This window comes from Agrobacterium tumefaciens, from assembly GCF_005221325.1.
In the GTDB taxonomy this organism is placed as follows: domain Bacteria; phylum Pseudomonadota; class Alphaproteobacteria; order Rhizobiales; family Rhizobiaceae; genus Agrobacterium.
The window spans coordinates 322,385-337,089 of sequence record NZ_CP039890.1 but is presented as its reverse complement, the minus strand read 5'-3'; the positions used below and the strand labels follow the sequence as shown (position 1 = coordinate 337,089).

The following is a 14,705-nucleotide window of genomic DNA, read 5'->3' as shown; positions in this document are numbered from 1 at the left end:
GGCGAATGACGATGCAAGTCTCTCTCAGCCGGCGTGACTTTCTGCGCGGCGGACAAAAACGGGAAACACGTATCTGTCCCCCCGGGGTCGCGTTGAGCGACCTCGCCGCCTGCAGCGGTTGCGCAAAATGCGTTGAAGCCTGTCCCACCGGCATCATCACCATGTCGGGTGGCTTTCCTTCGGTCGATTTCTCGGCCGGGGAATGCACCTTTTGCGGCAAATGCGCGGAGGCCTGTCCCGAGCCGGTTTTTGCCGTCCCTGCGGCGCAGCGCTTCGATCATGTCATGGCGATTGGCGATGGGTGTCTCGCCTTCGGCAATGTCGATTGCCAGGCCTGCCGCGATGCCTGTCCGACCGAGGCCATCCGGTTTCACCCCCGCCGCGGCGGCCCCTTCGTGCCGGAGCTTATCGCGGATGCCTGCACCGGCTGCGGGGCCTGTGTGTCCGTCTGCCCGACGGGTGTGATCAAGATCAAGGAAACAGCCACGGAGATGCAATATGCCTGAAAATACAGGCCTGTATCATGTCTCAAGCGCTGTCGTGGCGGTGATGCCCCAGATGCGGGACGCCGTGTTTGCAACGCTTCTGACGCTCGACAATGTCGAGGTTCATGGCGAGGGTAACGGCAAGATCGTCATCGTCATAGACGGCACGAGCACAGGCATGCTGGGCGATACGCTCACTTATATTTCGACACTCGACGGTGTGATTGCCGCCAACATGGTTTTCGAACGCGTCGATACAGAGGAGACAGGCGGCGATGAGCAGCGAACTGACGCGGCGTAATCTATTGAAGGCGCATGCCGCCGGCATTGCGGCGGCAACGGCGGGCATTGCGCTGCCGGCCGCCGCCCAGCCGGTGCCGGGCGGTGTTTCCGCATTGCAGATCAAATGGTCCAAGGCACCCTGTCGTTTCTGCGGCACGGGCTGCGGTGTCATGGTTGGCGTCAAGGAAGGCAAGGTCGTTGCCACCCATGGCGACATGCAGGCGGAGGTCAATCGTGGCCTCAACTGCATCAAGGGCTATTTCCTCTCCAAGATCATGTATGGCAAGGACCGCATCGAGACCCCGCTCCTGCGCAAGAAAAATGGCGCCTATGCCAAGGATGGCGAGTTCGAGCCTGTCAGCTGGGACGAGGCCTTCGACGTGATGGCGCAGCAGTGCAAGCGCGTGCTGAAGGAAAAGGGACCGACGGCCATCGGCATGTTCGGTTCCGGCCAATGGACGATCTTCGAAGGTTATGCCGCGACCAAGCTGATGCGCGCCGGCTTCCGTTCCAACAATCTCGATCCCAACGCCCGCCACTGCATGGCGTCGGCCGCCTATGCCTTCATGCGCACTTTCGGCATGGACGAGCCGATGGGGTGCTATGACGATTTTGAACATGCCGATGCCTTCGTGCTCTGGGGCTCGAACATGGCGGAGATGCACCCCATTCTGTGGACCCGCATTGCCGACCGGCGTCTGGGATTTGATCACGTGAAGGTGGCGGTGCTTTCCACCTTCACCCATCGCAGCATGGATCTGGCCGATGTTCCGATCATATTCAAACCGGGTACGGACCTCGTCATCCTCAATTACATCGCCAACCACATCATCAAGACCGGCCGCGTCAACGAAGACTTCGTGAAGAACCACACGAAATTCGTGCGTGGTGTCACCGATATCGGTTATGGCCTGCGGCCAGACGATCCGGTTGAGGTGAATGCCGCCAATTCCGCCGATCCGACCAAGACGGAAGCGATCGATTTTGAGACCTTCAAGGAGTTCGTCTCCGAATACACGCTGGAAAAAACCGCCGCCATGACCGGGGTGGAAGCCGGTTTCCTGGAAGAACTGGCCGAGCTTTATGCCGACCCGAAACGCAAGGTCATGTCGCTCTGGACCATGGGTTTCAACCAGCATGTCCGCGGCGTCTGGGCCAACCAGATGGTCTATAACATCCATCTGCTGACGGGAAAGATTTCCGAGCCCGGCAACAGCCCGTTCTCGCTCACCGGCCAGCCATCGGCTTGCGGCACGGCGCGTGAAGTGGGAACCTTTGCCCACCGCCTGCCGGCCGACATGACGGTGACCAACCCGGAACACCGCAAACATGCCGAGGAAATCTGGCGCATTCCGCATGGCATCATTCCGGAAAAGCCGGGTTACCACGCCGTGCAGCAGGACCGCATGCTGCATGACGGCAAGCTGAATTTCTACTGGGTGCAGGTCAACAACAACGTCCAGGCCGGCCCCAACACCAAGAACGAGACCTATCTGGGTTATCGCAACCCGGAAAACTTCATCGTCGTTTCGGATGCCTATCCGACCATCACCGCCATGAGCGCCGATCTCGTCCTGCCCGCCGCCATGTGGGTGGAGAAGGAGGGGGCCTATGGCAATGCCGAGCGACGCACCCATGTCTGGCACCAGCTGGTGGAGGCCTCGGGCGAGGCGCGTTCCGACCTCTGGCAGCTGGTGGAGTTTTCCAAGCGTTTCACTACCGACGAAGTATGGCCGGCGGAAATACTCGACGCCAATCCCGCCTATCGCGGCAAGACGCTTTACGAGGTGCTCTACAAGGACAGCGATGTCGGCAAGTTCCCGCTGAGCGAGATCAACGCCGATTACAAGAACCAGGAATCCAGTGATTTCGGCTTCTATCTGCAGAAGGGCCTGTTTGAGGAATATGCCGCCTTCGGGCGCGGCCACGGCCACGATCTGGCGCCTTACGATGCCTATCACGAGGTGCGCGGCATGCGCTGGCCTGTCGTCGACGGCAAGGAAACGTTGTGGCGTTACCGCGAGGGTTACGACCCCTATGTCAAACCCGGCGAGGGTGTGAAGTTCTACGGCAACAAGGACGGCAGGGCGGTCATCATCGCCGTGCCTTACGAGCCGCCGGCGGAATCCCCCGATGAGGAATTCGATACCTGGCTGGTGACGGGCCGCGTGCTGGAGCACTGGCATTCCGGTTCCATGACCATGCGCGTACCGGAACTCTACAAGGCGTTTCCCGGCGCCCGCTGTTTCATGAATGCGGATGATGCGCGCAAGCGCGGGCTCAATCAGGGCGCGGAAATCCGCATCGTCTCGCGGCGCGGGGAAATCCGCTCGCGGGTGGAAACGCGTGGCCGCAACCGCATGCCGCCCGGCGTCATCTTCGTTCCCTGGTTCGATGCCAGCCAGCTGATCAACAAGGTGACGCTCGACGCAACCGATCCCATCTCCAAGCAGACGGATTTCAAGAAATGCGCAGTCAAGATAGAGCCAGTCGCATGATCAGGAAACACGGATGGATCGCCGCCACGCTTCTGGTCGTGGCGCTTGCGACGGGGGCCGTAGCGCAGATGGTGCCGGAACTGTCCGGCCCGCGCGGCGATGCAATGAAGACCGAGCCGGCCAAACCCCTGCCGAAATGGGTGATTGACGACTTCCGGCGCATGCGTGCCTATCCCGAACAGCCGCCGATCATCCCGCATTCGATTGACGGTTACCAGCTTTCGGTTAATGCGAATCGCTGTCTGTCCTGTCACAAGCGCGAATTCACGCAGGATTCCGGCGCACCGATGATCAGCGTCACCCACTACATGACGCGGGAAGGCCAGATGCTGGCAGATGTTTCGCCACGGCGTTATTTCTGCACCGCCTGCCATGTGCCGCAGGCCGATACACGGCCGCTCGTGCCCAACACGTTCGAGGATATGAGCACGATGGGCGTGAAACCGGCGGGTAGCGAATAATGATTGCCCGTATCAAAAAACTCTTCATCTGGCTCTGGGCGGTTCTGACGACGCCGGCGGGTACGCTCAGCCTCGCCTTCCTGACGCTTGGCGGTTTCGTTGGCGGGGTGATGTTCTGGGGCGCCTTCAACACCGCGCTGGAAATGACCAACAAGGAAGCCTTCTGCATTTCCTGCCACGAGATGCGCGCCAATGTTTATGAAGAGCTGACCCGGACGGTGCATTTCTCCAACCGCTCCGGCGTGCGTGCTTCCTGTCCGGATTGCCATGTGCCGCACGAATGGACCGACAAGATCGCCCGCAAGATGCAGGCTTCCAAGGAAGTCTGGGGCAAGATTTTCGGCACCATCAACACCCGCAAGAAATTCCTCGACAAGCGGCTAGAGCTTGCCCAGCACGAATGGTCGCGCCTGAAGGCCAATGACAGCCTGGAATGCCGCAATTGCCACTCCTCGGTCGCCATGGACTTTACCAAGCAGACGCAGCGCGCTGCCGATCTTCATTCGAAATATCTGCTGACGGGCAAGGCCACCTGCATCGATTGCCACAAGGGCATCGCGCATGAACTGCCGAACATGGAAGGCATCGACCCCGGCTGGAAAATGCCGCCGGCGCTCAACGATGAACCGGGACAGACGGCGTCCGCGGTCGATGATCTGCGCCGGGCGATGAGCGATGTGCATCGGAACGTTTTTTAAGGAAAAACCCTGTCGCTTTTCCATTGCCTCAGACGCCACTTGTGAGGCCAGCGACTGTAAGAGTTGATGGATCTCCTTACCTTCAGACAGACTATGGCAAGATTTCCATCAACCTTTATTCCTGGGTTGGCAGATAGCGTGAGCAGTCCGGCTTCGGCTGGTTCGTGCACTTCTCGAACGGCCTAGATAACGACAGTGGTAATCTGGGTGTCTTAAGTTCAGTTCCCTTCAAGAGCAGACGTGGTGGCACCTCAGCTCTTAAGCGTTTCAAGAGTGAGGTCGATTTCCGGAACAGGCTATGCAGGGGAGCGCCGCGCGTGCCGGCGACTCTCGTCACCGTTCGAAAATGCTGCGGGGCTCGGGTCGTTGTCCCGACACTTCTAGGCCCGGGGCCGTCCACCCTTTCCGCTTATTCAGTCTCGTATTGTGCCTTCGAGATCACCTTCATCGAATCCTTCTCGAAGAAGATGATCTGTTGGTCAGGTGTCTTGAACCAGCACGTATGTTTCGCGGGTTTGCACTCGCAGTTGGGATTTTGCGGCACGCACGCCGAGATGTCGATTTTGCTCCGGTCCAGAAAGAAGTCGGATTTCGATTGCGCATGCGCCATGCTGACCAACGTCGATATAGCCGCAGCGCCAACAAATAACCATCTCATGGACTTTCTCCTAATGTTCTAAGGCTCCTTGAACCCCGGCGGTTTTGCTGTAACCCCGATGATCTTGATCGTCTGGACGTCCTCGCGCGTTCTCGATGCTTCCGCGGTTAGATTGAGCCGCACGGCTTGAAAGCCGAAAGAGCCGTTTGCATGAACGGATCGAGACACCGCGAATTGCTTGGTCATGCTGAATTTATCGAAAAGCATCATTGGATGGCCCGCACTGGTCGCCAGCAACTGCTCGGCGAATTCGTTCAGTCGATCCCCGATACCAAGCCCCGGGTTCTCCATCATTCCGGCTCCGCTACGGGCTGCCGCACAGACACTTGTATCCAAGGAATATGGATTGAGGAGGATGGTATCCTCCATAGAGGTTGTTACCGACTTCGACCCTGACACGGCGAACCCTAATGATGCGGAACCATAGGGTAGAATGAGCGGCCCAATGCCGACCCCGGCCTTGCCTGCTGCCGTATCGACGACTTTGAGGGTCAAAGTGATCACAAACGGCTTTTCGCCCTCAAGGAAACGGATTCTCGAGCTGTCACGAAGACGTTCGTCAGCGAAATATCGGGCCATCTCACACTTGATCGTGTTGAGAACGACAGCCGCCGGAATCAGAATGCGAGGGGACGACGAAATCGTTCCGCACGACGCTAGCAGCACCATTGATGCCATCGACAACACATTGCGCATAGGAATTCCCCCACGCGGCAAATGAAGCAGGAATCGCCCACGAAGTCCAACGGTTTACGCAACCCCCATAGGCGTCACTACCCCTCCAAAACTATTGAGGGACCATCTTACGTGCCGGAGCCAAATCGGAAGCACATACTCAATGAATGAGCCTAAGGGCCGCAGGCCGCCACGTGGGGCGGTCGCAGCAAACGAAGGCCAGAGCGCGCTCCCCAATAGCGCCGAAGAAATGGCCGCAGTCTTGTGGGAAGCCGAGCCGGGACAGCTCCCCCTATCTCTGATCGGTGCTGAAACCGGCCATAGCCGGAAGTATGCCTACGAGGTTCGCGGCAATCTTCACGGTTGCTGCATGGCCGCGCCGAGATTTCCCAAGACACCGAGTTGACCCATGATGATGGTCGCGGCGGTCTAGCAATGGAAGGATGTCACCTTGCCGTCCTTCATGTGGAAGACGAAGACGTTGCAGCAGGGCGCGTGCATTTCCTTTCCGGTCGCCGGGCGAGCGGACCTGTATGCGTGCCGTTGAGGGTTCCGAAAGCCTGGGAGGGCGGCATCAAGCTCCGTGTCTTTTGGCTTGGGGCGGCGTGCCCACATTTGTGGATTGAGCGACCCCCAAATCAGTCGTGGTTATGAATACAGCAAATGCAGCGGTGGCAAACGTGCGGCTTGGTCGGCATGCTGTGGCTGCGTTTTCTGACCCCGGTTTCCGGTTACTGGACTGCGTTTGCCGCACCGCTGATGCTTGTTGAGGTCGGTCAGGGTAGTTCTCCGGCTCCGTTGACGACGACAGACCCACCTCAAGAGTTGCAGTAATCTGCGGCAGATCCTTACGCCCAACCCAATGGGTTAACGTTCCGGGAGGCTTAGTCTGTACGTTTAATGCCGCATAGCAATCTGCGGCGGGCAACAATCGAAGACTTACCGAACACTTTTCATCGTCGCATTGATATATGAGGCGCTATTCATCACGTAGGGAGGCTTCATCTTCCGTCGCCACCGCTGCCCAGGGATGATTGGGATGCGCCATTCCGATGAACATGTCACCTTCACGCATGACGGCCGAAGGAATTGCGAATCTAACAGGGTAAAGGGTGTCGTCAACGATCTCCACGGGGAAGCGGTGTGCCACTGTCGTGGCCACATCCGTCCGCGCCCGGCGGTCGATATTGATCGTTACGGAGCTGGCGTCGATCCTCGGGGTGCTGAACGCTTCTTCCAGGGAAAGGCCGAAATGGGCCACATAAGAAAGGAGCTGGACCAGAGCTGGCATGATCTGACGGCCGCCCGCCGCGCCCAATGCTATCGTCGGCCGTTCGTTCAGGGTGCCGATGAAGGGACACATATTGGCAAGTGGCCGCACGCCACCAGCAATGGAGTTGGGCTGCCCGGGGCGCGGATCGAACCACATCATGCCGTTGTTCAGCAGGAAGCCGGTGGAGGGTAGCGTGACCTTGGAACCGAAGCGCGACAATAGCGTGTTGGTCAGCGAAACCATCGTGCCAGCGCTATCGACGACACTGATATGGGTGGTGCAGCTATCGCCGCTTGCATGGCCAAGGGTGCGCAGACGATGTTCGGACGCCTTCCGTATGGCACTGGCGAATGCAAGGGCCGTGCGGCCCGAATGGGGTTCATCGACCGGCAGGCTGGTGGAAAGCTCTCGCAGCGCCTCCACCATCGTCGGCCCACCCGAAAGGCCAGACATGGCATGGATCGTCAGGCCAGCATAATCCAGCGCAATCGGCTCGCGCCATAAAGGCCGGTAGCCGGCCAGATCGCCAACCTGAATGGCTGAGCCACCCTCCTGCAATTCACGTACCAGGCTGGACGCAATTTCCCCTTCATAAAAATCGCGCGCACCCGCCTTGGCCAGGCGTTCCAGCGTTCGTAACTTGGCCGGCATGGGAAGGTGAACACTGCCGCCACGCTCGCCGGTGCGCGGCGCTCTGCCATCGCGCAAAAAGATGTCCGCGGAAGTGGGGAAGCGACCGAGATTTGCGGCATCGACCGCAAGCGCAAGCGTTGCGAACCAATCGACGGCAAGGCCGCGGCGAGCATGTTCGATTGCCGGTTGCAGCGCTTCGCCAAAACTGATCGTGCCGTGGATTTCCAATGCCTCGGCAAAGCCGGCGATGGCGCCGGGCACACAGATCGAAGGGTAGCCGCTGATATTGCGGTCGCCCGCCACCAACGGCCAATCAAACCAGTCGCCGTCATTTCCCGGTATGAGAGGATAGTCTGCGGGATCCAAACCGGCGGGAGACAGGACGTTGAAGTCAAGTGCCGTGACCTGTCCCGTCGCCCCGTCGGCGCGCAGCATGAAGCCGCCGCCACCGATGCCGGAAAGCCAAGGCTCCACGACACTCAACGTCAGCGCCGTGACGACGGCCGCATCAACAGCGTTGCCACCGCGAGCCAGAACGGTGGCGCCAGCTTCCGCCGCGAGCCGGTTCTGGCAGGAAACGAGACCTTTACGGCTGCGGATTTCACATTTAGCGATGGTCCAGCTCTCGGTCATGCTGGCTTTCCGAACCGCCGTGGCCCGATCGACGCCGGCACTCTCGCATCGATTGCGAAACGCCCCTTGTTGACCGAAGTTGAATGGTGACGGGCGATCTCATCTGCGGTTGCCACCCACGCAGCGGGCTGACGGGAGATCTCGTCCAGCAGTTCCTCCAGCAGTGCTATCCGCTGGGCGCGACCGGAAATCCAGTCATGCACCGTCAGCGTGAACAATCCTCCGAAGCGGTGAATGGCACGCCATTCCCTTATCCAGTCGGCAAGCACAGCGCCGCCGGGCTGCAACGGAAAGCGATCACGCCCACCGCCTTCGAACTTGAAGAAAATCGCATCATCGATTGCCCATTGAACGGGAATTTCCGTCATCCCGTCCATGTCATAGGGATGGTCGAAACCGGACAGGGAAGAATCATAGGTCAGGCCATGGCGGCGGATTTCACCGAGCATATGGGGCGTGAGTTCCCATGCCGGAGACCGGAAGCCGCTGGGGCGGATACCCACTTGAACGTCGAACAATTCGAGGCTCGCCTCAAGCGCGCCGGTGAATTCCTCGTTTGAAACCTCGGAGACAATCTCGTGGAAGTAACCGTGAAGCCCGATTTCGTGGCCTCTTTCAACGATTGCCGGCAGGATTTCCGGATTTGCCTCCGCTACATAGCCGGGCACGTAGAAACTGGCCCTGTAGTCGTAGCGGGCAAAAAGGTCGAGCAGGCGGTAAAGGCCGGTACGCGGACCGAAACTGCGGATTTCCGGCAGCGCCAGACGATCAGGTACTTCTCCATCGCGCAGCGACCATAAAAACGGCGAGGTGGCATCCACATCGACCGAAAGAAGAACGCCCGAGGTTTTACCCTGAGGCCATTCATAGGCGGGGTAGGGAGCACCTATCGGCAAGGCGGGATTTTTGTTCGACATTCGCTTTTCCCCAGCTTTTCAGTTGCAAACAACGCCTTGTTTCAAAACGTGTCTTCGATGCGTCGAGAAATCCTCCAGGATACCTTTGTCAAGTGGATTGGCGTCGAGCACGACGAGATCGGCACGGAAACCGGTCGCCACCTGGCCAATCTCCTTTTCCAGCCTGACGAGCTCCGCCGCCGTGCTGGTCGCAGCGCGCAGCAGATCGAGCGGCGGCACGACGTCTGCACGAAGCTTGAACTCATCGAGCTGACGCGTGTGCATCGGACCGATGAGATCCGTGCCGTAGGCCATGGGGACACCGGCGCGATAGGCCATTTCGACCGCGTGAATGCCGGCGTCCAGAACGACCCTGATCTTGTCCATCCTGTCACGGGGAAAACCGCTTTCGGCTCCCACCTCGGAAAGAGCGCGGAAACAGGACAGCGTCGGCGTGAGGAAACTGCCCGCCTCCTTCATCAGTTGGACCGTCTCCTGGTCGAGCAGGTTGCCGTGCTCTATCGAGCGAACCCCGTTTCGCACGGCTCGTGCCACCGAACGTGCGGTGTAGGTATGTGAAACGACATAGAGATCGGCCATCGACGCCTCATCCACGATTGCGGCGATCTCGGCCTCGGAAAACTGGTCGGAGGTGATGCGGTCCGTTGGAGAGGATATGCCGCCATTGGCCATGATCTTGATGTGATGAGCGCCGCGACGGATTTCGTCGCGTGCCGCCAGACGAACCTGCTCGACGCCATCGCAGCGGCGGCCAAGGCTGACCTGGGAATAGGTTTCGTCCGTGACATCAACGCCCGGTCCGCGGTGATCCCCATGCCCGCCGCTTGGCGAAAGCGCCTTGCCGCCATAAAGAATGCGGGGGCCTTCAATCAGCCCCTCCTCGACCGCCCGCGCCAAGCCAAAATCGGCGCCGCCGACGTCGCGCACCGTGGTGAAGCCGCGCTGCAGCATGCCTTTCAAAATCCGGGCGGATTGCGCCGCCACGTACATTGGCGACTGCTTGGGCAGTTCGCCAAGATTGGCAGTGTAGGCGGTGACATGGACGTGAGCGTCGATCAGACCGGGAATAACGAAGCCGCCATCTACCTTGATCCGCCTTGCCTCGAGCTCCGGCACTGTGCCGTCAGCAAGATCAACGATCATGCCATCTTCGATCACGACATGCCTGTCGGCAAGAATGTTTCCGGTGACGACGTCAACAACGTTGGTGTTTTCGAGAATGGTGATCAAGGTCCGGTCCTTCCATGCCTGCTATCAATGATAAAACCGGGCGGTGAACCGCCCGGTTGAATTTGACAAAATGCCTTTAGTTCTGCGACCAGCCGATGCGGTTCAGAAAGAGATTTTCGTTCGGTAGCGGCGAGAACTCGACATTTTTCGCTGCCCCATAGATGACCGAAGCCTGGTAAAGCGGGATGATGTAATTCTCGTTCGCAACGATCTGATGGACCGTCTTGTAGAGCTCAAGGCGCTTTGCTGGATCGATGGTCGTGCGCGCTTCATCGAGAGCCTTGTCGATGCGCTCGTCCTTGATGGTGGACCAGCTGCTGGAGGAGTGAAGCAGGGAATAAAGCGTACCGTCTGCATCCTGGCAACCGCAGCTCCAGCGGCCGAATGCGCTGGCGGGTATGGTTGCGCCACCGGACTGCATCTGCTGCATCCAGTTGCCCATGTCGGTCGTCTCGATTTTCACATTCAGTCCTACATCTGCAAGCATCTGCTGGATTGCCTGAACCACGCGCTGGTCGTAGGTCGGGGTGGTAAAGAGGCTGAATTCCGTCTTTGCCGCATCGCCGACTTCCGCGATCAGGGCTTTGGCCTTCTCCGGACTGAATTCGGGCGGTGTGATGCCTTCGCTGTAACCGAACGAAACCGGCGACGTCAGCTGCGACAGAGGCACATCAAAACCACCCAGAATGCCATCGACGATGCCCTGCTTGTCGATAGCATGGGCGATCGCCTGGCGTATGCGCTTGTCGTTCAGGGGAGGCTTGTTGATATTTAGACTGTAGAAAGCAAGGCGTTCGCCCCGGACCGGCAGAACCTTCCCCTGCCCAGATGCCGTCAATTGGTCGGCAAGGTCGTTGTTGAGGTTGCTGGCGAGATCCGATGCGCCGGATTGCAGGTTGGCGATCCGTGTCGATCCGTCCGGAACGGCGCGGAAAGCGACTTTCGGAAAGGCTCCCTTGTTGCCCCAGTAATCGTCGTTACGATCGACTAAGACTTCCACGCCGCGGTTCCAGGCTTCGAACTTGTACGGACCGCTGCCAACTGGCTTCAGGTTGAACTCGTCCTTCGAAACGGCTTCGACCACATGTTTCGGCACGATCGACAGCTTCGTCAGCTGCGCCAGAAGAACCGGGTAGGGGCCTTTCGTGGTCACGATCAGCGTCGTCGGGTCCTTGGCGACTGCATCGGTGATCTGGTTGAACTGCCCGATCTGCGGGCTTGCGAATTTCGGATCGGTGATACGCTTGATGCTGAAAGCGACGTCTTCAGCCGTCAGTTGCTTGCCGTCATGGAACTTCACATCGCTGCGGATTTTGAACTCGATTTCCGTGTCCGACAGATATTTCCACTCGGTTGCGATCTGCGGGGCGATTTCACCCTTGTCGTCACGCGTGAGCAGATTGTCGAAAATATTGCGGTAGACGTTGAAGCTGTCCGTATTCCATTGAACGTGCGGATCGAGCGAACTCGGTTCCGCAATGAAATCGACAACCAGCAGATCCTTCGCGCCGACCGGCAGGACTGCCGCGGCGAGCGATGTCGCGGCCAGCAATGCTGCAGCCAGAATGTTTTTCAGTCGCATAATCCCTCTCCTGTCCGTCGTTTTCCGCTCCTGTAAACGGAAAGACATAACTTCTAATCTGACATCTTAGTTTTTATATTTGAATTGCAATAATCCGATGTTGCCATGCTGTCGGCATTTCGGCAATCATGGAGTTTTCCAAATCTACGAACATAAGGAAAAAGTAATTTCTGATTTTTGAGATAAAATGAAAACTGTTTCTTATCAAAGATTTGAAGGTCCAATTTTTTCGTTTCGTCGGCGACCTAATTGTGAGATATTTTCTGCAAATTCCGGCTTGCGAAAAGAAAAACCGTTCTTTGCCTCGGCTTTAAGAGATGCAAAGATTAAAATCTGAGAGGTCAAATATGTTGGATAGAAGTTCGTTCGCCCTCTCACCTGCCGCCAGCGGCAAGGGTGAACTGGCGGAAAGGGCGTTGCGAAGTGCGATCGTGAACTGCGTTATGGAGCCGGGCGAGAGGCTGTCGGAAGTTGCCCTGGTGGAGGAGTTCGCGCTGGGGCGCGGCGCCGTGCGAGCTGCGCTGGCAAGGCTCAAAAGCGCGGGACTTGTTTCCTCTTCCGCGCGCAGCGGCTGGGCTGTAATGCCGATCTCGGCGTCCGAAATCCGCGAGCTGAGCGCGGCGCGGCGGCATCTGGAGCCTCTGCTCTCGTCCGTTCTGCTGGATGAGGTTGCGCTCCAGAGGCTGGTAATGCTGGCGGACACACATCTGGCGCTGACGCAGCGCGGCGACATGAACGACGACATTCTGCCGACGATCCGCCGTTGCGAGCGCGAGATACTGGAGCTGCTGGCGGAGCGGCTGGGTATGCCCATCGTCGCCGGCTGGCTGGTGGATTTGTGGGACAGGTCTGTCCGTCTGGTCAATTTCTTCGAAAAGACCGGCCGGGTTCGGCTGGTTCCTGCCGGCAGGTCGCAGCTGGTGCATGCGATAATCGACGGTCGAAAGGCTGAAGCGCTGGAGCATCTGGCCGCCGCCAACACGTCGCTCGAGACCTATCTTTTTGATCGCTTTCTGGAATCGGAAGCGGTGGTGGGGGGCAGGGGTAACCGCCGCACTGTCGCCAAGGACAAGCCGGGTCGTGTCAAGCGACCCAAGGATTCAATCGACAGAACAAGGATTTGATGAGGATCATGAATTTTAGCTGCTCTCTTCGTTTCTCTGCCATGGCGCTGCTTCTTGCATGCGCTCCGCTCGCGGTCACGCCTTCGATGGCCAAAGACCAGCTGATTGTCGATCTCGTGAACGAGCCTTCCTCGCTCGATCCGCACAAGCAGTGGAACCCGGACAGCTATTACGTTTATCGAAACATCTTCGACAACCTCGTCACCCGCGATGATGCGGGCAAGATCGTGCCGCAGATCGCGACGGAATGGACTTATAAATCCGATACCGAAATCGTCTTCAAAATTCGCAACGATGTGAAGTTTCACGACGGTAAGGCTTTGACCGCCGCCGATGTTGTTTTCAGCGTCAAGCGTATCATCGACCCGAAATTCGCGAGCCCGCAGCTCGGCCAGTTCAACAAGATCGTCAGCGCCGAAGCCACCGGCGACAATGAGGTGACCCTGAAGACGGATGGCGCCTATCCCGCGCTTTTGCCGCAACTGGTCAAGCTGTCCATCGTGCCGCAGCATGTGGTCGTGGAAAAGGGGGATGATGCCTTCAACGCAGCGCCTGCCGGCTCGGGACCCTACAGGTTCAAAGCCTGGGCGAAGGGCGTTTCGGTGGCGCTGGAGCGCAATGACGACTACTGGGGCGACAAGGGTGCTTTCGCTGCCGCTGAATTCCGCGCCGTGCCGGATGCCGCCACCCGTATCGCCAACCTGCAAGCGGGAACCACCGATCTCGCCGTCGGGCTCGATGTCGATCTTGCCGGGCAGCTGGATGGTTCCGCCAATGCCAAGTCGCTTTCCGTTCGGACCGAGCGCGTCGCCTATGTGAAGCTCAACCCCAATGTCCCGCCTTTCGACGACAAGCGGGTACGCGAAGCCGTCGCCAGGGCGATCGACAAGCAAGGCATCGTCGACGGGCTGCTCGGCGGCGTCGATAAGCCGGTGGCGCAAATGGCGACTTCAGCGCATTTCGGGTATGCCGACGGTATCGAGGGTTATCCCTATGATCTGGCGGAGGCCAAGCGGCTGGTCAGTGAAGCCGGAGCCACGGGCAAGGCGGTCGCTTTCGCCACTGCGCCATCTTTCGATCAACGCGTCGTGCAGGCAATTGCGCAGATGGTGGGCGAGACGGGCCTTTCCGTCAATATCGAGATGACCGATATGGCCACCTATCTCAAGCGTGTTCAAAGCGCGCCGGCCGCGCAGCCCTCCATCGCTTTCGGCCGCTGGTCCTGCGCCTGCCAGGATGTGGACGGGGTGTTGTTCCCGCTGCTGCATTCCTCCAGCTCATGGTCGTCGGTCAGGAACCCGCAGATCGACAAGCTGCTCGAAAATGCCCGCAATACCCTCAATGAGAAACAGCGGCTGAGCGATTACAAGGCTGTTGCCGAATGGGTTGCGACCGACGTGCCGCTGGTGCCGGTCTATCAGGCCGCCATTATCTACGGAGCGGCCAAGGGCCTTCAGTGGCAGCCGACCGCCAATGAGAGCCTCTTCCTCAACCGCATGAACTGGAAAGACTAATTCCTAGCCGCTCTGCAGGGTCCAGCCGGATGTGGTCAGACC

Annotated in this window: 13 protein-coding genes; 7 read left to right on the top strand and 6 right to left on the bottom strand. The window is 58.8% G+C overall.

Annotated features, from left to right (window positions below):
• Positions 1–5: 5 nt before the first annotated feature.
• From CFBP5499_RS27150 to CFBP5499_RS27130, 5 genes are read left to right on the top strand one after another with little or no spacing between them, the layout of a single operon-like run.
• A complete protein-coding gene (locus CFBP5499_RS27150; RefSeq protein WP_080830312.1) occupies positions 6–506 on the top strand; it encodes a ferredoxin-type protein NapF in 501 nt (166 codons plus the stop codon).
• On the top strand, positions 499–786 hold the full coding sequence (locus CFBP5499_RS27145) for a chaperone NapD (RefSeq protein WP_080830311.1): 288 nt from the start codon (positions 499–501) through the stop codon (positions 784–786). Before CFBP5499_RS27150 ends, CFBP5499_RS27145 begins: the two co-directional genes overlap by 8 nt.
• Positions 761–3,265 (top strand): periplasmic nitrate reductase subunit alpha, encoded by a 2,505-nt coding sequence (gene napA, locus CFBP5499_RS27140; protein WP_080830310.1) that lies wholly within the window; start codon positions 761–763, stop codon positions 3,263–3,265. Before CFBP5499_RS27145 ends, napA begins: the two co-directional genes overlap by 26 nt.
• On the top strand, positions 3,235–3,726 hold the full coding sequence (locus tag CFBP5499_RS27135) for a nitrate reductase cytochrome c-type subunit (protein ID WP_080830309.1): 492 nt from the start codon (positions 3,235–3,237) through the stop codon (positions 3,724–3,726). The genes napA and CFBP5499_RS27135 overlap by 31 nt, the downstream gene beginning before the upstream one ends.
• Positions 3,727–3,728: 2 nt before the next feature.
• Positions 3,729–4,424 carry a NapC/NirT family cytochrome c gene (locus CFBP5499_RS27130; protein WP_272438706.1) on the top strand — a complete coding sequence of 232 codons (696 nt, stop codon included), beginning with the start codon at positions 3,729–3,731 and terminating at the stop codon, positions 4,422–4,424.
• A gap of 409 nt (positions 4,425–4,833) precedes the next feature.
• On the opposite strand, the gene CFBP5499_RS27125 is transcribed toward CFBP5499_RS27130, so the two are convergent.
• From CFBP5499_RS27125 to CFBP5499_RS27095, 6 genes are all read right to left on the bottom strand, one after another.
• A complete protein-coding gene (locus CFBP5499_RS27125; RefSeq protein WP_080830307.1) occupies positions 4,834–5,082 on the bottom strand; it encodes a hypothetical protein in 249 nt (82 codons plus the stop codon).
• A gap of 18 nt (positions 5,083–5,100) precedes the next feature.
• Positions 5,101–5,778 carry a hypothetical protein gene (locus CFBP5499_RS27120; RefSeq protein WP_080830306.1) on the bottom strand — a complete coding sequence of 226 codons (678 nt, stop codon included), beginning with the start codon at positions 5,776–5,778 and terminating at the stop codon, positions 5,101–5,103.
• Between the two features lie 958 nt (positions 5,779–6,736).
• On the bottom strand, positions 6,737–8,296 hold the full coding sequence (locus CFBP5499_RS27110) for a gamma-glutamyltransferase family protein (RefSeq protein ID WP_080830305.1): 1,560 nt from the start codon (positions 8,294–8,296) through the stop codon (positions 6,737–6,739).
• Positions 8,293–9,213, bottom strand: coding sequence for a polysaccharide deacetylase family protein (locus CFBP5499_RS27105; protein ID WP_080830304.1), 921 nt, complete (start codon positions 9,211–9,213; stop codon positions 8,293–8,295). Before CFBP5499_RS27105 ends, CFBP5499_RS27110 begins: the two co-directional genes overlap by 4 nt.
• Positions 9,214–9,231: 18 nt before the next feature.
• On the bottom strand, positions 9,232–10,443 hold the full coding sequence (locus tag CFBP5499_RS27100) for a metal-dependent hydrolase family protein (RefSeq protein ID WP_199445979.1): 1,212 nt from the start codon (positions 10,441–10,443) through the stop codon (positions 9,232–9,234).
• Between the two features lie 76 nt (positions 10,444–10,519).
• Entirely contained in the window at positions 10,520–12,025 is a 1,506-nt protein-coding gene (locus CFBP5499_RS27095; protein ID WP_080830303.1) for an ABC transporter substrate-binding protein, read from the bottom strand.
• Between the two features lie 347 nt (positions 12,026–12,372).
• On the opposite strand from CFBP5499_RS27095, the gene CFBP5499_RS27090 reads away from it, so the two are divergent.
• A complete protein-coding gene (locus CFBP5499_RS27090) occupies positions 12,373–13,149 on the top strand; it encodes a GntR family transcriptional regulator (RefSeq protein ID WP_158523302.1) in 777 nt (258 codons plus the stop codon).
• An 86-nt stretch (positions 13,150–13,235) separates the two neighbouring features.
• Positions 13,236–14,663: an ABC transporter substrate-binding protein gene (locus CFBP5499_RS27085; protein ID WP_233284269.1), complete on the top strand. Its 1,428-nt coding sequence runs from the start codon at positions 13,236–13,238 to the stop codon at positions 14,661–14,663.
• Positions 14,664–14,705: the final 42 nt, after the last annotated feature.

What these genes read in the sequence shown, in the direction of transcription:
- CFBP5499_RS27085 (WP_233284269.1), top strand. Translation starts at nt 13,236, where the DNA reads ATGGCCAAAGACCAGCTGATTGTCGATCTCGTGAACGAGCCTTCCTCG.
- CFBP5499_RS27135 (WP_080830309.1), top strand. Translation starts at nt 3,235, where the DNA reads ATGCGCAGTCAAGATAGAGCCAGTCGCATGATCAGGAAACACGGATGG.
- CFBP5499_RS27145 (WP_080830311.1), top strand. Translation starts at nt 499, where the DNA reads ATGCCTGAAAATACAGGCCTGTATCATGTCTCAAGCGCTGTCGTGGCG.
- CFBP5499_RS27110 (WP_080830305.1), bottom strand. Translation starts at nt 8,296, where the DNA reads ATGACCGAGAGCTGGACCATCGCTAAATGTGAAATCCGCAGCCGTAAA.
- CFBP5499_RS27150 (WP_080830312.1), top strand. Translation starts at nt 6, where the DNA reads ATGACGATGCAAGTCTCTCTCAGCCGGCGTGACTTTCTGCGCGGCGGA.
- CFBP5499_RS27095 (WP_080830303.1), bottom strand. Translation starts at nt 12,025, where the DNA reads ATGCGACTGAAAAACATTCTGGCTGCAGCATTGCTGGCCGCGACATCG.
- CFBP5499_RS27125 (WP_080830307.1), bottom strand. Translation starts at nt 5,082, where the DNA reads ATGAGATGGTTATTTGTTGGCGCTGCGGCTATATCGACGTTGGTCAGC.
- napA (WP_080830310.1), top strand. Translation starts at nt 761, where the DNA reads ATGAGCAGCGAACTGACGCGGCGTAATCTATTGAAGGCGCATGCCGCC.
- CFBP5499_RS27090 (WP_158523302.1), top strand. Translation starts at nt 12,373, where the DNA reads ATGTTGGATAGAAGTTCGTTCGCCCTCTCACCTGCCGCCAGCGGCAAG.
- CFBP5499_RS27120 (WP_080830306.1), bottom strand. Translation starts at nt 5,778, where the DNA reads ATGCGCAATGTGTTGTCGATGGCATCAATGGTGCTGCTAGCGTCGTGC.
- CFBP5499_RS27105 (WP_080830304.1), bottom strand. Translation starts at nt 9,213, where the DNA reads ATGTCGAACAAAAATCCCGCCTTGCCGATAGGTGCTCCCTACCCCGCC.